Genomic DNA, 19,539 nt, shown 5'->3' with positions numbered 1-19,539 from the left:
CGATACGGCGAGGCGACGCGCGTTCAAGCACCAAGCGGCCAGCATACGCGCTTTTGTCAGCCGGCTTGCGCGCTGAGTGGATTGGTTACTCATTAAGCACAAAGCGCGTTGACTTCCCCCCGCACGCCGCCCATAGTGACCTGGAGTCTTTTCGAGCATCGTGATTTTCGTCCGGTCTTGCACCCTCCGCGGGGCGCCTAATTGTTCGCGATCCTTTCCTTGACTGGCCTCATTTCGCGGGTTTGCCCGCATTTAAAGGAAAGCGTCAATGGAAACCGGAATTGTGAAGTGGTTCAACGATGCCAAGGGTTTTGGCTTCATCATGCCCGAGGACGGCGGCAAGGATCTGTTTGCGCACTTCTCGGAGATCGTCAGTGACGGTCACAAGGTGCTCGTTGAGAATCAGCGCGTCAGCTACGTGACCGCGCAAGGCGCCAAGGGTCCGCACGCAACGCAGATCCGCGCATTGTGACCGGTGGCCGCAAGGCCTTTCGGTCAGATATTGGAGGTCCCATGTTTCATAACAATATGGTCTACAAGGGTTATCGGCTGACGGCGAGCGTGTCCCGGGTTCCGGTCGGCAATGCGCGCCGTCCGGCCTTTACCGCAACCGTGGCCGTGGAATTGGCGGGTGATCGGGACCGGCTCGGCGAGCTGCATCCCGTGCCGCTTTTCGTGTCCGGCGGGTTCGTCGCCACGCCCGGCATGGCGGTCGATGCCGCGATCACGCACGGCCGCCTGATGGTGGATGCGCATTCCCGGGTAGATTGACGGCGCGATGCGCGCCGCCGGGCAGCGCGAATCGTTGCCCATGATCGGCGCAATAGCCAGACCGGGCCGCCCGCGTTACGCGAGGCGGCCCATTTCATTTTGGGTAGCGCTGGTTTCACGAATTTCTGATCGGCATACCGGCTGCAGCACAACATTCCGGTGAACCGCCTCAGGCTTTCAGTCCCAGCCGTCTTGCCAACTTATGCAGGTTGCTCGGATCCACATCCAGCGCCCGCGCCGCCACCGCCCAGTTGCCCTGATTGACATCCAGCGCGCGCCGGATGACCTGACGCTGGCAGGCGTCCACCGCGTCCCGCAGCGATTGCAAGGGTGCGCTTGCATCGGGCGCCTCGGCCGCATCATCCTCCAGCGACGCGGGCATGTCGCCATCGGACAAATCCAGCAGCTTGGCCCCCAGCGTGACAATTTCGTTGCGGCTGGCGCCGTGGCTGACGGCCTTGATGGCGGCGCGGCTGATGACGTGTTCCAGTTCGCGCACGTTGCCCGGCCAGCGGTAGCGCCGCATCATTTCCTCGGCCTCGGGCGATAGCCGCAGGCTGCGCAGACCGAGCCGCGCGCGGTTCAGTTCCAGATAACGTCCGGCCAGCAGCAGGATGTCGTTGCCGCGGTCGCGCAGTGGCGGGATGGGAATGGGATAGACCGACAGCCGGTGATAGAGGTCGGCGCGGAAGTCGCCCGCGCGCACCAGGTCGCGCAGGCTGCGGTTGGTGGCCGCCACGATGCGCACGTCCACGGTGCGCGGGCGGTCGTCGCCCAGCCGCTGGATCTCGCCGTTCTGCAGGGTGCGCAGCAGCTTGGCCTGCACCAGCAGCGGGAGTTCGCCGACTTCGTCCAGGAACAGGGTGCCGCCATTGGCGGCTTCGAAGCGGCCGGGGCGGTCGGCGACGGCGCCTGAAAAGGCGCCTTTCGCGTGGCCGAACAGTTCGCTTTCGGCCAGGGATTCCGGGAGTGCGGCGCAGTTCACATGCACCAGGGGCCGGTCGCGGCGGCGCGACAACCCGTGCACGCGATGCGCGAACAGCTCCTTGCCCACACCGGTCTCGCCCAGCAGCAGGATGGGCAGCTCTGAATCGGCCACGACTTCGATCTCGTGCAGCAGCCGGCCGATGGATTCGCTTTGGCCCAGGATGTCGCTGCTGGCCGGAGCGGCGCTGTCCGCCGGCGCCTGCCCGCGCGCCACGCGCAGGGCACGGATCTCGGCTTCAAGGCGCGTGGTGCGGAGCGCCGCTTCGAGCAGCACGATGTAATCGCGCAGGTCGGCCTGCGCCTCCATGTCGAACGTGCCGACCTCCAGCGCGTCCAGCGTCAGCACGCCCCAGGTCTTGCCCTCGATGTGCAGGCTGGTGCCCATGCAGTCGTGCACCGGCAGCGGTTCGCCCGCCATGCCATTGATGAGTCCATCGTAGGGATCCGGCAACGTGCTGTCGTGGTGAAAGCAGGTGACGCCGCGCCGTCCCAGGATGGCCGCCAGCCGCGGATGCTGCTGCACGGCGAAGCGGCGGCCCAGCGCGTCCTGGGTCAGGCCGTCCACCGCGATGGGGCGCAGATGGTCCTCTTCAAGCTGCAAGAGTGCGACCGCGCCGCAACGGAAATGGGTGCGAAGGCTGGAGACCAGTCGCTGAAGCCGGATGGCGGGCGGCAGGTCGGCGACCAGGTCCGCGAGCAGGAGATTTTGCATGGGGTGAATTCTACCGTTGCAAGGTGAATAGAACCCTCCTGTTGAAGGGTGATATCTACCCTTTAAATCGCAGGTGGTTGATAAATCGCAAGTTTTTCCTGGCACGGATTTCGCAAGTAGAGAAGCACCGCAATGATCTTTGGAGAGACGCGATGAGCATGGTTGAGCAATCCCTGGGCCAGTTGGCCCGCAGCATTCCCGGCGCCACGCAGGTGTTTCACGAGTTCGATCTGGACTTCTGCTGTGGCGGCAAGAAGAGCCTGGCCGAGGCGGCGGCCCAGCGTTCGCTGGACCCAGCGCAGATCGAGGCCCGTCTGGAGGCCCTGGCGCAGAATCCGCAACACGAAACCGACTGGGGGCTGGCTTCGCCGGCAGAACTGGTCGACCACATCCTGGCGCGCTACCACGAGGTGCATCGCCAGCAATTTCCGGAACTCATCCGCCTGGCCCTGAAGGTTGAACAGGTGCATGCCGACAGCCCGGACTGCCCGGCCGGCCTGGCCGACCACCTGCGCACCATGCAGCAGGAACTGGAAAGCCACATGCAGAAAGAGGAACAGGTGCTATTCCCCATGCTGGCCCGCGGTCACGGCGCCATGGCGACCATGCCGATCATGGTGATGCGCATGGAACACGACGACCACGGCGTCGCGCTCGAACGCCTGATGGCGCTGACAAACAACGTGACGCTGCCGCGCGCCGCCTGCAATACCTGGCGCGCGCTGTACCTGGGCATCCGGCAGTTCAAGGAAGACCTGATGGCGCACATCCACCTGGAGAACAACATCCTCTTTGAAAACGCAGGCGCGCGCGCGCCGGCCTGACGGGCGCGGCAAGGAAGGGCGGGGCCTGCCGGCCCCGCGGCATCAGCAGGAAAGGTTTGTATGAACATCGACAAATTCAAGCAGCAGCACGTGGATATCCTGGAAGGCATCGCGACGCTGCGCAGGCTGGCCCTGGCGGGCGTGGCGCGCAACGCGGCCGAAATCGCCCAGGGCATCGTGGCCATGAGCGCCACCATCAAGCTGCATCTGGCGGTCGAGGACCGGGCGCTGTATCCGGCCGTGGCGCGCAGCGCCGACGCCGAACTGGCGCGCAAGGGGCGGGAATTCCAGGAAGAGATGGACGCCATCGCCGCCGCCTATGAAGGCTTTGCCAAGCGCTGGAACAACGCGCGCAACCTGGAACTGGACGAGCGCGGTTTCCGGGACGACGCCAACACCGTGCTGCGCCGCGTCCACGAGCGCATGCAGCGCGAAAACCGCGATCTTTACCCGCGCATCGAGGCGATGTAGCAAACCGGCCCGGGCCGGACACAAAAGGAATGAAAAGCGCCATCTCCGTTGCATGAAACCGGCGACCGCCGCCTGTACACTCGGAACACCTTACAGGGCGACAGGGGTTCTTGATGGCCGGAAGCAGTTTCTTCGCGTTGTTCGACGATATCGCCACCATCCTGGATGACGTTTCCGTCATGACGAAGGTGGCCGCCAAGAAGACGGCGGGCGTGCTGGGCGACGACTTGGCGCTCAATGCCCAGCAGGTCAGCGGCGTGCCGGTCAACCGCGAGCTTCCCGTGGTCTGGGCGGTGGCCAAGGGCTCTTTCATCAACAAGCTGATCCTCGTGCCCGCGGCGCTGCTCATCAGCGCATTCGCACCCTGGGCCATCACGCCGCTCCTGATGCTGGGCGGCGCGTTCCTCTGCTACGAGGGCGTCGAGAAACTGGCGCACAAGTACCTGTCTCACGGCGAATCCCCTGAAGGCCACCACGCCGCGCGCGCCGAGGCGCTGCAGAACCAGTCGGTCGACATGGTGGCGTTCGAAAAGACCAAGATCAAAGGCGCGGTGCGCACCGACTTCATCCTGTCGGCGGAAATCATCGTCATCAGCCTGGGTGCCGTGGCCGGCGCCGACTTCACGCGGCAGGTCGCGGTGCTGTCGATCATTGCCATCGGGATGACGGTGGGCGTCTACGGCCTGGTTGCTGGCATCGTCAAGCTGGATGACCTGGGCCTGTACCTCCGCCAGAAATCGTCGCGCGCGCTGGCCTGGATGGGCGAGCGCATCGTGGCCGCGGCGCCTTATCTGATGAAGACGTTGTCGGTGGTGGGCACGGCCGCGATGTTCATGGTCGGCGGCGCCATCCTGACCCACGGCATCCCGCCGGTGCATGCGGCAGTCGAACACGCCGCTGCGGCGGTTGGCGGGGGCGGCGTCGTTCACGCGCTGGTGTCCACGCTGCTCAATGCCTTGTTCGGCATCGTCGCCGGCGCGGTGGTGCTGGGCGTGGTCAGCCTCGTCAAGCGCCTGTTCAAGAAGGGCTGACAGGCAGCGGGGTCCGGCGCGCCGGGCAGGCGGGCGTGACCGGGCAACGGGGGGCGCCCGGAAGACCGCCACGCCGAAAAGGCCCTGGCGTACCGCTACGGCTACCGCGACCGCTACTGCTGCGGCGCGGCGCTCGCCGGCGAGCCCATCGCCTGGAACAACGCCGCCGTTTCCGTCATGCGGGCATTGGCATATTCCAGTTCACGCAGGCGCGCCGCCACGTAATGCTGTTCGGACGCGTACTGGGTGTAAGGCGCCAGCGCACCCAGCCGAACGCGCTTGGCCGTGTTCTGATAGGACAGCTCCGCCGAGCGCCGCGAGGCTTCGGCTGATGCCAGCGCCTGACCGCCGGCATCCAGACGTGACAGCGTGTCGGCCACATCGCGGAATGCGGTCAGCACGGTTTGCTTGTACTGCAACACGGCAGCCTCATAACGCGCCTTGGCGGCGCTGCGCTCGGCAAGCAACTGCCCGCCGTGGAAGATCGGCTGCGTCAGCGACGCGCCGATGGCCCAGATGGAGCCGGCGCCCGACAAGGCATCCGCCCACGCAAACCCACCCTTGCCCATGGAGGCCGTCAGCGACAGGCTCGGAAAGAGCTGCGCGGTCGCCAGGCCCACGTCGGCGGCGGCCGCCACCAGCGCCGCCTCGGCAACCAGCACGTCCGGGCGGGAAGCCAGGAGTTCCGACGGCACCACTACCGGCACCGTATCGGGCACGGCGATCGTGCTGAAGGCCAGATCCGGCGGCGCCTGATCGGGGCTGCGGCCCAGCAGCACGGCCAGCGCGTGACGCGTCGCATGCCACCGCGCGCGCAGGCCGGGCAGCGATGCCTCCAGCGTGGCGGCATCCTGATCCGCGTCCAGCGCGTCGTTCTGCGACGCCGCGCCCAGTTCGTACCGGCGCTGCGTATCGCGCGCGACCTGCCGCAACAGCACCACCTGCTTTTCCGTCAGCGCCACCTGTTCGGCCAGCGAGGCCGAGGTGATCGCACCCGTGACGATGTTGGCCGCCAGCGAACGCCGCGCGGCTTCCAGCTGATAGGCCTGCTGTTCCACCTGCGCGGCGAGCGACGTGTTGGCAAAGCGCGCCGCGCCAAAGAGGTCCAGGTTGTAGCTGGCCTGCACCTGACCTGTGAAGACATTGAAGAGCGCAGTGGGCTGCGGCAGGTTGGGCATCGTCAGCGCACGGTTGCGCGTGGCGCTGACGCCCGCGTCCACCGTGGGCAGCAGCGACGAATTGACCTGTCCGCGCAATTGCTCGCGCGCACCGGCCAGATTGCGTTCGGCGGCGGCCAGGTCCGGGCTGTTGGCCAGGCCTTCTTCGACCAGCGCATTCAGCGCGTCGGACTGGTAACGCGTCCACCATTGCGGGACCGGGTGCGCGCCGCGTTCGAAGCGTTGCGCCACGCCCTGCGCGGCGGCGCCGGCGGCAGGGGCGGCCTCGACCCCGTATTGCGCGGGTTCGGCCATCGCGGGCGGCCTGCTGTCCGGCGCAAAAGCGCAGGCGCCCAGCGCCAGCACCAGCGGCAGCGCGGCAAATCGCAGGCAGACGGAAGGGATGGAATGTTGCATCGTCAGGCTCCTCGTTCCACCGTGTCGCCCGCGTTGGCGCCGGGCGGCACGCCTTCAGGTTCGTCGCGCTCGTCGTGCTTCACGCGGAACCACGCGGCATACAGGGCCGGCAGGAAGAACAGCGTCAGCACCGTGGCGCTGGTGATGCCGCCCATCAGGGCCGTCGCCATGGGGCCGAAGAAGTTGCTGCGCAACAGCGGAATCAGCGCCAGCACGGCGGCAGCCGCCGTCAGCGTGATCGGCCGGAAGCGCCGGACCGTGGCGCCGACGATGGCGTCCACGCGTTTGTGGCCCGCGCTGATGTCCTGATCGATCTGATCCACCAGGATGACCGAGTTGCGCATGATGATGCCGAACATGGCAATCACGCCCAGCATCGCGACAAAGCCGAAGGGCTTGCCGAACAGCAGCAGGGCGGCCACCACGCCGATCAGCCCCAGCGGCGCGGTCAGCACCACCATCAGCACGCGGGCGAAGCTTTGCAGCTGCACCATCAGCAGCGTCAGCACGGCCACCGCCATCAGCGGCATCTGCGCGTTGATGGACGTCTGGCCCTTGGCGCTTTCCTCCACCGGGCCGCCGACTTCGATGCGGAAACCGACCGGCAGCTCGGCGCGCAGCGTGTCCAGCTTCTTGTCGATGGCGCGCGTGACGTCGATGCCTTGCGCGCCGCCGATCACGTCGGCCTGGACGGTGATCGTGGGTTGGCGGTCGCGTTCCCAGATGACGCCGTACTCCAGGTCGTACTTCACCTGGCCGATGCTGCCCAGCGGCACGGGACCGTTCGCCGTGGGCATTGCCAGCGTGGCAAGGCGGGCGGGGTCGACGCGCTCTTCGCGCGGGGCGCGCAGGCTGACGTTGATGAGCTTGTCGCGTTCGCGGTACTGCGTCACGGTGTAGCCCGACAGCGTCATCGCCAGGAAGTCCGAGATGTCGCTGGAGCTGATGCCCAGTTCGCGCGCCTTCTGCTGGTCGACTTCGAAGCGGACCGAGCGCTCGGAAGGCTCGTCCCAGTCGAACTGCACGTTGGCCGAACGTGTGTCGGCGCGGACTTCGGCGGCCACCTTCTCGGTCACCGCTCGCACGTCCGGGATCTTGTCGCCGCTGACGCGGAACTGCACCTGATAGCCGACCGGCGGTCCGTTCTCCAGCCGCGACAGGCGGCTGCGGATGGCGGGGAAGTCGCTGCGCAGCATCGGCTCCATCCACTGCGCAAGCTTTTCGCGATCTTCCACCGAATGTGTCGTGATGACGAGCTGGGCGAAGTTGGGCGTCGCCAACTGCTGGTCCAGCGGCAGGTAGAAGCGCGGGGCGCCCGTGCCCACAAAGCTGACCGAATGCGCGATTTCGGGCCGGCCCTCGATCGCCTTTTCCAGACGCTCGACCTGGCGCAGCGTCGCCGCAAACGACGCGCCTTCCTGCAGCCGCACGTCGACCAGCAGCTCGCTGCGGTCCGAGCTCGGAAAGAACTGCTGCGGCACGAACTTGAAGCCCGCCATGGCCACGGCAAAAACAATTACCGTGCCGGTCAGCACCAGAAAGCGGCGGTCCACGCACCACGCCACCCAGCCGCGCAGGCGCTGGTAGAAGCGTGTGTTGTAGATGTCGTGTTCGTGGTCGTGCGGCAGATGCGCCTCGCGCTTGCGCTCGGGCAAGAGGCGGTAGCCCAGCAACGGAATCAGCACCACGGCCGCGAACCACGAGGTGATCAGCGCAATGGCGGACACCTGGAAGATCGAGCGCGTGTATTCGCCCGTGGCGGACTTGGCCAGCGCAATCGGCAGAAAGCCCGCCACGGTGACCAGCGTGCCGGTCAGCATCGGAAACGCCGTGCTGGTGTAGGCGAACGCGGCAGCGCGTGTGCGGTTCCAGCCTTGTTCCAGCTTCACCGACATCATCTCGACCGCAATGATGGCGTCGTCCACGAGCAGGCCCAGCGCCAGCACCAGCGTGCCCAGCGACACCTTGTGCAGGCCGATGCCGAACATCTCCATGAACAGCGCCGTGATGGCCAGCACCACGGGGATGGAAATCACCACCACCATGCCCGTGCGCAAGCCCAGCGACACCAGGCTCACGGCCAGCACGATCGCCACGGCTTCCGCGACGGAGCGCAGGAATTCGTCAACCGAATGCGACACCGCCGTGGGCATGCTGGAGACTTCCTTCAGCGTGAGGCCCGCAGGCAGTTGGGCCTGCAATTCCTTGAACTTCGCGTCCAGCGACTTGCCCAGGCGCACCACGTCCTGATTCGGCTGCATGGTGATGCCGATGCCCAGCACGGTTTCCCCGCTGAACCGCATCTGCTGCGCGGGCGGATCGTCATAGCCGCGATGAATGGTGGCGATGTCGCCCAGCCGGATCGACTTGTCGTTCACGCGGATCAGCGTGTCCGCCAGCGCCCGGCTGTTGGGAAACTGCCCAGAAGGCCGCACGAAGATGCGGTCGTCGGCCGTGGTCAGCGTGCCCGCGCCCTGCACGGCGTTCTGGCTGTTGATGGCCTGCGCGATCTGTTGCGGCGACACGCCCAGCCGGGTGAGCTGCGTGTTCGTGATCTCGATGTAGATGTGTTCGGGCTGATCCCCGAAGTAATCCACCTTGGCCACGCCGGGCACGCGCAGCAGCACTGTGCGCAGCTTGTCCGCATAGTCGTGCAGCTGCGCCGGCGAAAAGCCGTCGCCCTGCAAGGTATAGATGTTGGTGTAGACGTCGCCGAACTCGTCATTGAAGAACGGCCCCTGCACGCCTTGCGGCAGCGTGGCCCGCATGTCGCCCACCTTCTTGCGCACCTGGTACCACTGGTCCGCCACCGTGTTGGCGGGGGCCGAGTCCTTCATCGTGTAGAAGATCAGCGATTCGCCGGGCCGCGAGTAGCTGCGCAGGAAGTCCGTATTGGCGGTTTCCTGGAGTTTCTTGGCGATGCGGTCGGTGACCTGCTCCTGCACCTGCTGCGCGGTGGCGCCCGGCCACAGGGTCTGGATCACCATGACACGGAAGGTGAAGGGCGGGTCTTCGGACTGCGCCAGCCGCGAATACGACAGCACGCCGAACAGCGTGACGAGCGTGATGATGAAGATCACCAGCGGCTGATGCCGCAGCGCCCAGGCCGACAGGTTGAACCGGCCTTCCTCGTGGCGGTGGGCGTCCTGGCCGGCTTGCTTGCCCCCTTCCTGGCCGGGGGCGCTCATGACGCGAAGTCCTCGGGATGCAGCGGCGGCACCGGGCGCACCTTCTCGCCCGCCGACACGGTGTGCACGCCTTGCCACACCACGCGCTCGCCGGCCTGCAGGCCTTGCGACAGCGTGACGGTGCGCGCGTCGTATCGAAGCACCTGCACGCGGCGCAGTTCCAGCGTGTCGGCATCGGGCTTGACGATCCACACCGCGGGCTCCCGGCCTTCATGGAACAGGGCGGTGGCCGGCACGGTAAAGGTGGTCTGCCCGTTGGCCGAGCGGTTGTCGAAGCTGATGTTGGCCGTCATGCCCAGCCGGACGTCGGGCGAGGGCGATTCCAGCGTGAGCTTGGCGCGGTAGGTGCGGCTTTGCGGATCGGCGGCCGGCGCAATCTCGCGCAGCACTGCCGTGAAGGTCTGGCCGGGCAACGGACCCAGCGTGACGCTGGCGCGTTGGCCGATCGCCAATCCCGCCAGCACGCTTTCGGGCACGTCGCACAGTGCGTCGATGTCGCCCGACCAGGCCAGTTGGTAGACCGGGGTGCCCGCCGCCACGTTCTGTCCGGTGTCGGCCTGTTCTGCCGTGATCACGCCAGCGTGGTCGGCCGTGAGGGTGGTGTAGTTGAGCTGGTCGGCCGCCAGCGCCGCCTGCTGCGCGGCCTGGTCCCGCTGCGCAAGCGCGGAGGCATAGGCGTTGCGGGTTTGTTCAAGCTGCGTCGCGGCAATCAGGTTTTCACGTGCCTGGGCGCGGTCGCGGTCCAACTGCTGCCGCGCGTAGTCCAGCTGGTGCTGCGCCGCGGACAGCGACGCGCGCGCCGCCGCGGCGTTCTTGGCCGCGTCGGCCGGATCCAGCTTGGCGAGGACCTGGCCGGGCGCGACGGTGTCGCCCAGCCGCACCTTGCGTTCGATGATCTTGCCGCCCACGCGGAACGACAGCGGCGTGCTGTAGCGGGCCTGGACTTCGCCGGGCAATGTCCAGGCGGGCAGGGCTTCGTCCGCCTGCGCGGGCATGGCGACCACGGGACGCGGCGCCGGGGCGGGCGCCTCCTCGCGGCCGCAGCCGGCCACGGCGGCAGCCAGGGCAAGCACGGCAGACATTGCCATCAGGCGTGTCAGGCGGTGGGGCAGGGAAACGGGAGGTAGCGGCGCTGCATCCGCAGCGGCGTGGCGCGCGGTGGAACGCACGGCCGGGCCAAGACAATTCACGAAACACCTCGCGGCGCGGAAAAGGGCAGGAAAAGGGCGAGTCGGACTCGATACGGACTGGATTCTAATACAGTAATGTATCCGGATTCAATGTTGAATCTGAAACCGTCGCCGATGCTAAACTCCGCCCATGTCAAAAGTCCGCCTAACCCGAGAGCAGAGCCGTGACCAGACGCGTCAGCGCCTGCTCGACGCTGCCCAGTCGATTTTTCTGTCCAAGGGTTTCGTGGCGGCCAGCGTCGAAGACATCGCCGAGCAGGCGGGCTATACGCGCGGGGCGTTCTACAGCAACTTCGGCAGCAAGTCCGAACTGTTTCTGCAACTGCTCAAGCGCGACCATGAAAACGTCATGGCCGACATGCGCGCCATCTTCGAAGCCGGCGAGACCCGGCAACAGATGGAAGCGCGCGTGCTCGATTACTACAGCACGCACTATCGCGAAAACGACTGTTTCCTGCTGTGGATGGAAGGCAAGCTGCAGGCCGCGCGCGATCCGGACTTCCGCGTGGGGTTCATCGCCTGTCTGCGCGAACTGCGCGCCGCCACCACCGAATACATCCGCCAGTTTTCGGCTCTCGTCGGCACACCGCTGCCGCTGCCGGCCGAGCAGCTTGCGCTGGGCCTCCTGGCTCTGTCCGACGGCATGCAGTTCAGCTATGCCTTCGATCCCCAGGCCGTCACGCCCGAGATGACCGAGGCCGTGCTGGCCGGGTTCTTCCGCCGCGTGGTCTTCGGCGACGCAAAGCCCGAATAAGACCGCGGCGCCGATCTGAAAACTTCCGATTCCTGACTCAGGTGATTGTCAGCTTGGGTGCGCCCGTGATAGTAATACCGGCGGTGCACCGGTCGTGCTGAGGGGGCCAGCGCCATGTTCCGCGACCCTCGGGCGCAAGGAGTGCATCCATGACTTCGGAATCCCGACCCGGCACAACCATCCATCGGCCCGTCTTCTTTTCCGCAGCCCTATTCACCGTGCTCCTTGTCGCCTTCGCCATCATTGCGCCCAAGGCGGCGCAGGACCTCTTCGGCGCGATGCAGGCCTGGATCATCAGCAACGCCAGCTGGTTCTACATCCTGGTCGTCGCGATCATTCTGCTCTCGGTCGCGTTCCTGGCCATCAGCCGGTACGGCGACATCAAGCTGGGCCCGGACCACAGCGAGCCCGATTACCGAAATTTCACCTGGTTCGCCATGCTGTTCTCCGCCGGCATGGGCATCGGGCTGATGTTCTTCGGCGTGGCCGAGCCCGTCATGCACTTCGTGTCGCCACCGGTGGGCGAGGGCGGCACGGTCGAGGCGGCGCGCGAGTCCATGAAGATCACCTTCTTCCATTGGGGCCTGCACGCCTGGGCGATCTACGCGGCGGTGGCGTTAACGCTCGCATTCTTCAGTTTCCGTCACGGACTGCCGCTGACCCTGCGGTCCGCGCTGTATCCGCTGATTGGCAACCGCATCCATGGCCCGATCGGCCATGCGGTGGACATCTTCGCCATCATCGGCACCGTGCTGGGCGTCGCGACGTCGCTGGGCCTGGGCGTGGCGCAGATGAATAGCGGGCTGAATCACCTGTTCGGCATTCCGGTCGGCGTGGTGCCGCAGATCATCCTGATCGTCATCACCTGCAGCCTGGCGACGATGTCGGTGGCCAGCGGGCTGGACAAGGGCATCCGCATCCTGTCGGAAGCCAACATGGTGCTGGCCGTGATCCTGCTGCTGTTCGTGCTGATTGCCGGCCCCACGGTGTTCCTGTTCCAGACCTTTGTGCAGAACACCGGCGCCTACCTGTCCGACATCGTCAACAAGACCTTCAACCTGTACGCCTACGAACCGACCGATTGGCTGGGCGGCTGGACGCTGTTTTATTGGGGCTGGTGGATCGCGTGGTCGCCCTTCGTGGGGCTGTTCATCGCCCGCATCTCGCGCGGCCGCACCATCCGTGAGTTCGTCTGCGGCGTGCTGCTGGTCCCAGCCGGCTTCACGCTGTTCTGGATGACGGTGTTTGGCGACACGGCCATCTATTACATACTGGTTGGCGGCGACCAGGGCCTGGCGCAGGCGGTGGATAAGGACAGTTCGCTGGCGCTCTTCGCATTTCTTGAGTTATTGCCCTGGAGCAGCGTGATATCGGTCTTTGCCATCGCAATGGTGGCCGTGTTCTTCGTCACGTCCGCCGACTCCGGAGCGCTGGTCGTGGACCTGCTGGCCTCGGGCGGCGCGGACCGCACGCCGGTGTGGCAGCGGATCTTCTGGTCGCTGTCCATGGGGGCGGTGGCGATTGCGCTGCTGCTGGCCGACGGCCTGACCGCGCTGCAGACCGCCACCATCGCCAGCGCGCTGCCGTTCTCGATCATCCTGCTGCTGTCGCTATGGGGGCTGTTCAAGGCGCTCAAGCTTGACGCGACCAAGCGGGGCATCCGCTACCAGTCGCTCACGCTTTCCCGGCCGGCGCGCGGCGGCCAGTCCTGGGAACGCCGCCTGCGCAACATGGTCATGATGCCGCGCCGCGCCCACGTGCTGCGCTTCATCTCGGACGTGGTGCGGCCGGCCCTGGAAGACGTGGCCGATGAATTGCGCAAGCAGGGCTACGCGGTTGAGGTGCGCGAAGACGAAGTTGACGGCGGCGCGATCCTGGAAGTCTCGCACGGCGAACATCTGGACTTTTCCTACGCCGTCCAGCCGCAGGCCTTCGTGCGGCCCAGCCTGACGCCAGACGAGGCGGCCGACGAAGACGAGCGCAAGTATTTCCGCGCCGAGGTCCATCTGCGCGAAGGCGGCCAGGACTACGACATCATGGGTTGGAGCCGCGACGCGGTGATCGGTGACATCCTGGATCAATACGAGCGGCATCGCCATTACCTGCACATGGTGCGCGGGTGAGCCGATTGCGCTGATCCGCCCGTTCCGTTTTCCCCTTAGGCCGCGCGCATTGCGTGGCCTTTTTTTCGCCCATAGGCCGACGCTATCCCCTTCATTGCTTTCGCTGCTTTGACGAATCACCGCGATTCGTGGATTATCCAAGCAAATTCTTGTTTAAATAAAAAGTGAGCGAAAAATGAAGGCGAAGGCAGGAGCATGGGCGGTTGTCGCCCTGGCCGTGGCGGCGGCATTGGCCGGCGGGGCGATGTACTGGAAATCCAAAGCGGCAACGCAGGGCGGCGGATGGTCGATGCCGCCCGCCAAGGTCGCCGTGGCCGCCGCAGTGCAGGCGGATTTTCCGGTCGTCCTCGCCGGCATCGGCTCGCTGGAGGCCACGCGCCAGGTGCTGGTGCCCGCAGAGGTGGACGGTCGTGTCGCGCAGATCCTGTTCACGCCGGGCGAGTCCGTGAAGGCCGGGCAGTTGCTCGTGCAGTTGAATGACGCGCCCGAGCAGGGCGAGCTGGCGCGGCTGCAAGCGCAGGCGCGCAACGCGCGGGCCTTGCTGGACCGCACGCGCCGGCTGGTGCCGCTGCAGGCCGCAACGCGCGAACAGCTCGATCAGGCGCAGGCCGATCATGAGCAGGCCGCCGCCGATGTGCGGCGCGTGCAGGCGCTGATCGACCAGAAGCGCATCAAGGCGCCATTCGATGGGGTGCTGGGCGTGCGCCGCGTGAACCTGGGCCAGTTTGCCCGCGCCGGCGATCCGCTGGTGTCGCTGACGGATGCGTCCTCCATGTTCGCCAATCTCACGCTGCCCGAGCAGGCGCTGGGCACGCTGCGCGTGGGCCAGCCGGTGGCCGTGACGGTGGACGCCCACGCCGGCCGTGTCTTCCAGGGCAAGGTCACCACCGTGGAACCGCAGGTCGACCCGGGCACGCGCACGGTCCGCGTGCAGGCGTTGCTGGCCAATCCGGACGGCGCGCTGTCCGCCGGCATGTATGCGCAGGGCAGGATCAGCCTGCCCGACCGCCCGAACGTCATCACCGTGCCGGAGACGGCCGTGAGCTACAGCGCCTATGGCGATTCGGTCTATGTCGTGGCCGCGCCGGAATCCGGCACGGCCGGCGCGGCACCCACCGTCCGCCAGGCCTATGTGAAGACGGGCGAACGCCTGCGGGGCCGCGTGGTGGTGACCGAAGGGCTCAAGGCCGGCGACCAGGTCGTCACGTCGGGCCAACTGAGGCTGCATAACGGCGCGGCCGTCGAGATCCTGCCGGACGACACCGTGGCGCTGACCGCGCCGGGGCAGACCGTGGCGCAAGCCCGGTAAGGCACGGAGGCTCCCATGAAGTTCACCGATCTTTTCGTGCGCCGCCCCGTGCTGGCGCTGGTGGTCAGCACGCTCATCCTGCTGCTGGGCGTCAAGGCGCTGAGCGGGCTGCCCGTCCGGCAGTACCCGCTGACCGAAAGCACCACCATCACCATCACCACGCAGTACCCGGGCGCCTCGCCCGACCTGATGCAGGGCTTCGTGACCCAGCCGATCGCGCAGTCCGTCGCCACGGTCGAAGGCATCGATTACCTGTCGTCGTCGTCCACGCAGGGCCGCAGCGTGATTACCGTGCGGATGAAGCTGAACGCCGATTCCAACAAGGCCATGACCGAGGTGATGGCCAAGGTCAACGAGGTCAAGTACCGCCTGCCGCAGGACGTCTACGATCCGGTGCTGGTCAAGTCCGCGGGCGAGGCGACGGCCGTGGCCTACGTGGGCTTTTCCAGCACGAACCTGTCGCTGGCCGCGCTGACCGACTATCTGTCGCGCGTGGTGCAGCCGCAGCTCTCGTCCATCGACGGCGTCGCAAGTGTCGAGCTGTACGGCGGGCAGAAGCTGGCGATGCGCGTGTGGCTGGACCCGGACCGCATGGCGGCGCGCGGCATTTCCGCCGGCGAGCTGGCCGACGCGCTGCGCCAGAACAACGTGCAGGCGGCGCCCGGACAGGCAAAGGGCCTGTACGTGGTGTCCAACATCCAGGTCAACACCGATCTCGTCAATGTGGCCGAATTCCGCGATCTCGTCATCAAGCAGGAGGGCGGCGCCATTGTCCGGCTGGGCGACGTGGCCACGGTGGAACTGGGCGCGGCGTCCACGGATTCAAGCGGTCTGATGGACGGCGAACCGGCCGTGTACTTCGGCCTGAACGCCACGCCCGTCGGCAATCCGCTGGTCATCGTGAAGCGCCTGAACGAGCTGTTGCCCAACATCAAGCAGAATCTGCCGCCCGGCACCAGCGTGCAGGTGCCGTTCGAGCTGGCCCGCTTCATCAGCGCGTCCATCGACGGCGTGACGCAGACGCTGCTGGAGGCCATCGTCATCGTGGTGGCGGTGATCTTCCTGTGTCTGGGCTCGCTGCGCGCAGTGCTGATTCCGGTGGTGACCATACCGCTGTCGATGCTGGGCGGCGCGGCCATCATGGCCCTGTTCGGCTTCAGCGTGAACCTCTTGACGCTGCTGGCGATGGTGCTGGCCATCGGCCTGGTGGTGGACGACGCCATCGTCGTGGTCGAGAACGTGCACCGCCATATTGAAGAGGGCAAGTCGCCCGTGCGAGCGGCGCTGATCGGCGCGCGCGAGGTCGCGGGGCCGGTGATCGCCATGACTATCACGCTGGCGGCGGTCTATGCGCCGATCGGGCTGATGGGCGGACTGACCGGCTCGCTCTTCAAGGAGTTCGCATTCACGCTGGCCGGCGCGGTGGTGGTGTCGGGCGTGATCGCGCTGACGCTGTCGCCGGTGATGAGTTCGTTTCTCTTGAACGGCCGGGTGGCCGACGGCTGGATGGCCCGCAAGGCGGAACACTTCTTCGGCCGCTTGGGCGATGCCTATGGCCGCGTGCTGGACGTGTCGCTGCATCATCGCTGGGTCACCGGCGTGCTGGCCGTGGCCGTATTGGCCAGCCTGCCCTTCCTGTACAACGCCGCGCAGCAGGAACTGGCGCCGGTCGAGGACCAGTCCACGGTGCTCACCGCCATCAAGTCGCCGCAGCAGGCCAACATCGACTACGTCGAGAAGTTCGGCAAGAAGTGGGACGACGTCATGAAGACGCTGCCCGAGCAGAACGGACGCTGGCTGATCAATGGTTCCGACGGCGTGTCCAACAGCATCGGCGGCGTGAACTTTGTTGACTGGCAGGACCGCAAGCGCTCGGCCGACGAGATCCAGGCCGACATGCAGGCGATGGCGAATGGCGTGGAAGGCAGCAACATCTTCGCGTTCCAGCTGCCGTCCTTGCCCGGCTCCACCGGCGGGCTGCCCGTGCAGATGGTGCTGATGAGCGCGTCGGACTATGCCGTGGTCTATGACGCCATGGAGAGCCTGAAGAAGGCCGCGCGCGAAAGCGGCCTTTTCATGGTGGTGGACAGCGACCTGGACTATAACAATCCGGTTGTGCAGTTGAAGGTGGACCGCAGCAAGGCGAACAGTTTGGGCGTCACCATGAAGGCCATCGGCGACACGCTGGCGGTGCTGGTGGGCGAAAACTACGTCAACCGCTTCGGCATGGACGGGCGTTCGTATGACGTCATTCCGCAAAGCCTGCGCGAGCAGCGCATCTCGCCGCAGGCGCTGGCGCAATACCACGTGAAGAGCGCCTCGGGCGCGCAGGTGCCGCTGTCCAATCTGGTGTCGGTATCGATGGGCGTGGAGCCCAACAAGCTCACGCAGTTCAACCAGTTGAACGCCGCCACGTTCCAGGCCATTCCCATGCCGGGCGTCACCATGGGCGATGCGGTGCGGTTCCTGACGCGCGAGGCGCAATCGCTGCCGGCGGGCTTCAGCTATGACTGGCAGTCCGACGCGCGCCAGTTCACGCAGGAAGGCTCGGCGCTGATGATCACCTTCATCTTCGCCATCATCGTCATCTACCTGGTGCTGGCCGCGCAGTACGAAAGCCTGCGCGATCCCTTCATCATCCTGGTGAGCGTGCCCATGTCGATCTGCGGCGCGCTGATTCCGCTGGCGCTGGGCATGGCCACCGTCAACATCTACACGCAGATCGGGCTGGTGACGCTGATCGGGCTGATCAGCAAACACGGCATCCTGATGGTGGAGTTTGCCAACGAGATGCAGGTCAGCCATGGGCTGGACCGGCGGGCGGCCATGGAGCAGGCCGCGCGCATCCGCCTGCGTCCCATCCTGATGACCACCGCCGCCATGGTCATGGGGCTGATCCCGCTGCTGTTCGCCACCGGCGCCGGCGCGCACAGCCGCTACAGCCTGGGGCTGGTCATCGTGGTGGGCCTGCTGGTCGGCACGCTGTTCACGCTGTTCGTGCTGCCCACCGTCTACACCGTGTTTGCCCGCGATCACCGGGCGGCCAACGACACGCCGCGTGCCCGTGAACTGGCGCAGGCTGACGCCGAGGACGCGCGCGCCGCGGCCTCGCATTGAGGAATCGAACATGAATAAGCTGCACCGCTATCCCCGGCTGAGCCGCAGTGCCGTCGTGCTGCTGGCGGCCCTGGCCTTGGCCGGCTGCGCCGTCGGGCCGGATTACCAACAGCCGAACCCGGCGCCCGTCGTCCTGGCCAGCCCCGAGCAGGCGCTCTTTTCCACCGACCAGGTCCAGCGCGACTGGTGGAAGCAATTGCAGGACCCGCAGCTCGATCGCTTGATCGACATGGCGCTCGCCCGCAACCTGGATATCCGCATCGCCCAGGCGCGCCTTGCCGAATCGCGCGCGGTACTGGACGAAAGGGAACTGGACAAGCTGCCCGCCGTGACCCTGGGCGGCGGTTACGCGCGCAGCCTGTCGCAGGCGAACCCCGGCGTCGCCGGCCAGCGCAATCTGGCCGAAAGCTATCGCGCGGGCTTCGACGCGACCTGGGAGCTGGATCTGTTTGGCCGGCTGCGCCGCGCGGCCGAGGGCGCGGCGGCCCGCAGCGAGGCGCAGGCGGCCGACCTGGCGCAGGCGCGCATCGTGGTCGCGGCCGAGGTCGCGCGCAACTATTTCGAGCTGCGCGGCGCCGAGCAGCGGCTGGCCGTGGCGCGCGCCAACCTCGCCAGCCAAGAGGACAGCCTGCGCGTGACTCAGGCCATGGTGTCGGCTGGCCGCGGTGACGAAGGCGACCTGGCCAGCGCGCGGGCGGAGCTGGAGACCGTGCAGGCCAGCATCCCCGTGCAGGAGACCGCGCGCCAGTTGGCCCTGTACCGGATCGCGGTGCTGGCGGCCCTGCGCCCGGTGGAACTGGGTGCGCTGGATGCCGCGACGCCGCTCGCGCCGTTGACGGCGCGGCTGCCCATCGGCGATGTGGGCGCCTTGCTGTCGCGGCGTCCGGACGTGCTGGCCGCCGAACGCAACCTGGCCGCCGCCAATGCCGACGTGGGCGTGGCCACGGCCGAGCTCTACCCGCGCATCGACCTGGGCGGATTCCTGGGATTCGTCGCGCTACGCGGCGCGGACTTCGGCTCGGCGGCCAGCCGCGGGTTCAGCGTGGCGGCCGACGCGGGCTGGCCCGCCTTCCATCTGCCTACGGCGCTGGCCCGCAAGCGCGGCGCCCAGGCGCGTCTCGAAGGCGAGGCGGCGCGCTACGAGCAGGCGGTGCTGCGGGCGGTGCAGGAGGTGGAGGAGGCCCTGGCCGAGTACGGGCAGACGCAGCAGCGCCTGGGCAGCCTGGCGCAGGCCGCCGCGCACAGCGGACGGGCCGCGGAACTGGCCCGGCTGCGCTACCGCGAAGGCAGCACGCCTTATTTGACCGTGCTGGACGCGCAGCGTACGCTTTTGCGCGCCCAGGACGCCGTGGCCGTCGCCGAAGCCGAGTCCTACACGCGCCTCATTGCGCTGTACAAGGCGCTGGGGGGCGGATGGCAGGCCCAGCCCGCCGACGCCGTGGCGGCAAGCCAGCCCGGCGCCGGCTGACCACCGCGAGCCGTCCGTGG

General features: G+C 66.9%; 14 protein-coding genes. 10 read left to right on the top strand and 4 right to left on the bottom strand.

Annotated elements, in window-relative coordinates; translation table 11 throughout:
- Positions 1-268: 268 nt before the first annotated feature.
- Positions 269-472: a cold-shock protein gene (locus tag B2W22_RS01215; RefSeq protein WP_129242965.1), complete on the top strand. Its 204-nt coding sequence runs from the start codon at positions 269-271 to the stop codon at positions 470-472.
- A gap of 41 nt (positions 473-513) precedes the next feature.
- Positions 514-771 carry a hypothetical protein gene (locus tag B2W22_RS01210; protein ID WP_175123040.1) on the top strand — a complete coding sequence of 86 codons (258 nt, stop codon included), beginning with the start codon at positions 514-516 and terminating at the stop codon, positions 769-771.
- Between the two features lie 169 nt (positions 772-940).
- Here B2W22_RS01210 and norR read toward each other — a convergent pair whose 3' ends face one another.
- Positions 941-2,470, bottom strand: a complete 1,530-nt coding sequence (gene norR, locus B2W22_RS01205; protein ID WP_175123039.1) for a nitric oxide reductase transcriptional regulator NorR — start codon at positions 2,468-2,470, stop codon at positions 941-943.
- 152 nt (positions 2,471-2,622) lie between these two features.
- Between norR and ytfE the strand changes: the two genes are divergently transcribed.
- From ytfE to B2W22_RS01190, 3 genes are all read left to right on the top strand, one after another.
- A complete protein-coding gene (gene ytfE, locus B2W22_RS01200) occupies positions 2,623-3,294 on the top strand; it encodes an iron-sulfur cluster repair protein YtfE (RefSeq protein WP_175123038.1) in 672 nt (223 codons plus the stop codon).
- A 60-nt stretch (positions 3,295-3,354) separates the two neighbouring features.
- Positions 3,355-3,765: a hemerythrin domain-containing protein gene (locus tag B2W22_RS01195; protein WP_175123037.1), complete on the top strand. Its 411-nt coding sequence runs from the start codon at positions 3,355-3,357 to the stop codon at positions 3,763-3,765.
- Between the two features lie 113 nt (positions 3,766-3,878).
- A complete protein-coding gene (locus B2W22_RS01190; RefSeq protein WP_191576815.1) occupies positions 3,879-4,796 on the top strand; it encodes a DUF808 domain-containing protein in 918 nt (305 codons plus the stop codon).
- A gap of 113 nt (positions 4,797-4,909) precedes the next feature.
- On the opposite strand, the gene B2W22_RS01185 is transcribed toward B2W22_RS01190, so the two are convergent.
- The 3 genes from B2W22_RS01185 to B2W22_RS01175 are packed head-to-tail and all read right to left on the bottom strand — an operon-like array spanning position 4,910 to position 10,646.
- Complete coding sequence (locus tag B2W22_RS01185) at positions 4,910-6,370, bottom strand: efflux transporter outer membrane subunit (RefSeq protein ID WP_218344821.1); 1,461 nt, start codon at positions 6,368-6,370, stop codon at positions 4,910-4,912.
- Between the two features lie 2 nt (positions 6,371-6,372).
- A complete protein-coding gene (locus B2W22_RS01180; RefSeq protein ID WP_286935960.1) occupies positions 6,373-9,558 on the bottom strand; it encodes an efflux RND transporter permease subunit in 3,186 nt (1,061 codons plus the stop codon).
- The gene (locus B2W22_RS01175) at positions 9,555-10,646 is read right to left on the bottom strand and encodes an efflux RND transporter periplasmic adaptor subunit (RefSeq protein WP_175123033.1); all 1,092 of its coding nucleotides are present in this window, start codon (positions 10,644-10,646) and stop codon (positions 9,555-9,557) included. Before B2W22_RS01175 ends, B2W22_RS01180 begins: the two co-directional genes overlap by 4 nt.
- 232 nt (positions 10,647-10,878) lie before the next feature.
- Here B2W22_RS01175 and B2W22_RS01170 point away from each other — a divergent pair, with 232 nt between their 5' ends.
- The 5 genes from B2W22_RS01170 to B2W22_RS01150 all read left to right on the top strand — a co-directional run bounded on the left by B2W22_RS01170 (position 10,879) and on the right by B2W22_RS01150 (position 19,519).
- Positions 10,879-11,502, top strand: coding sequence for a TetR/AcrR family transcriptional regulator (locus B2W22_RS01170; protein ID WP_175123032.1), 624 nt, complete (start codon positions 10,879-10,881; stop codon positions 11,500-11,502).
- A gap of 149 nt (positions 11,503-11,651) precedes the next feature.
- Positions 11,652-13,625, top strand: a complete 1,974-nt coding sequence (locus B2W22_RS01165) for a BCCT family transporter (RefSeq protein ID WP_175123031.1) — start codon at positions 11,652-11,654, stop codon at positions 13,623-13,625.
- A gap of 175 nt (positions 13,626-13,800) precedes the next feature.
- Positions 13,801-14,934: an efflux RND transporter periplasmic adaptor subunit gene (locus B2W22_RS01160; RefSeq protein WP_286935959.1), complete on the top strand. Its 1,134-nt coding sequence runs from the start codon at positions 13,801-13,803 to the stop codon at positions 14,932-14,934.
- Positions 14,935-14,949: 15 nt separating this feature from the next.
- Positions 14,950-18,051 (top strand): MexW/MexI family multidrug efflux RND transporter permease subunit, encoded by a 3,102-nt coding sequence (locus B2W22_RS01155; protein WP_286935958.1) that lies wholly within the window; start codon positions 14,950-14,952, stop codon positions 18,049-18,051.
- Positions 18,052-18,061: 10 nt separating this feature from the next.
- On the top strand, positions 18,062-19,519 hold the full coding sequence (locus tag B2W22_RS01150; protein ID WP_286935957.1) for an efflux transporter outer membrane subunit: 1,458 nt from the start codon (positions 18,062-18,064) through the stop codon (positions 19,517-19,519).
- The last annotated feature ends 20 nt before the right edge of the window (positions 19,520-19,539 follow it).

The organism is Achromobacter sp. UBA4530 (genome assembly GCF_002388205.1).
Classification (GTDB): Bacteria; Pseudomonadota; Gammaproteobacteria; order Burkholderiales; family Burkholderiaceae_B; genus Achromobacter; species Achromobacter animicus.
This window is presented reverse-complemented; position numbering and strand designations above follow the sequence as displayed.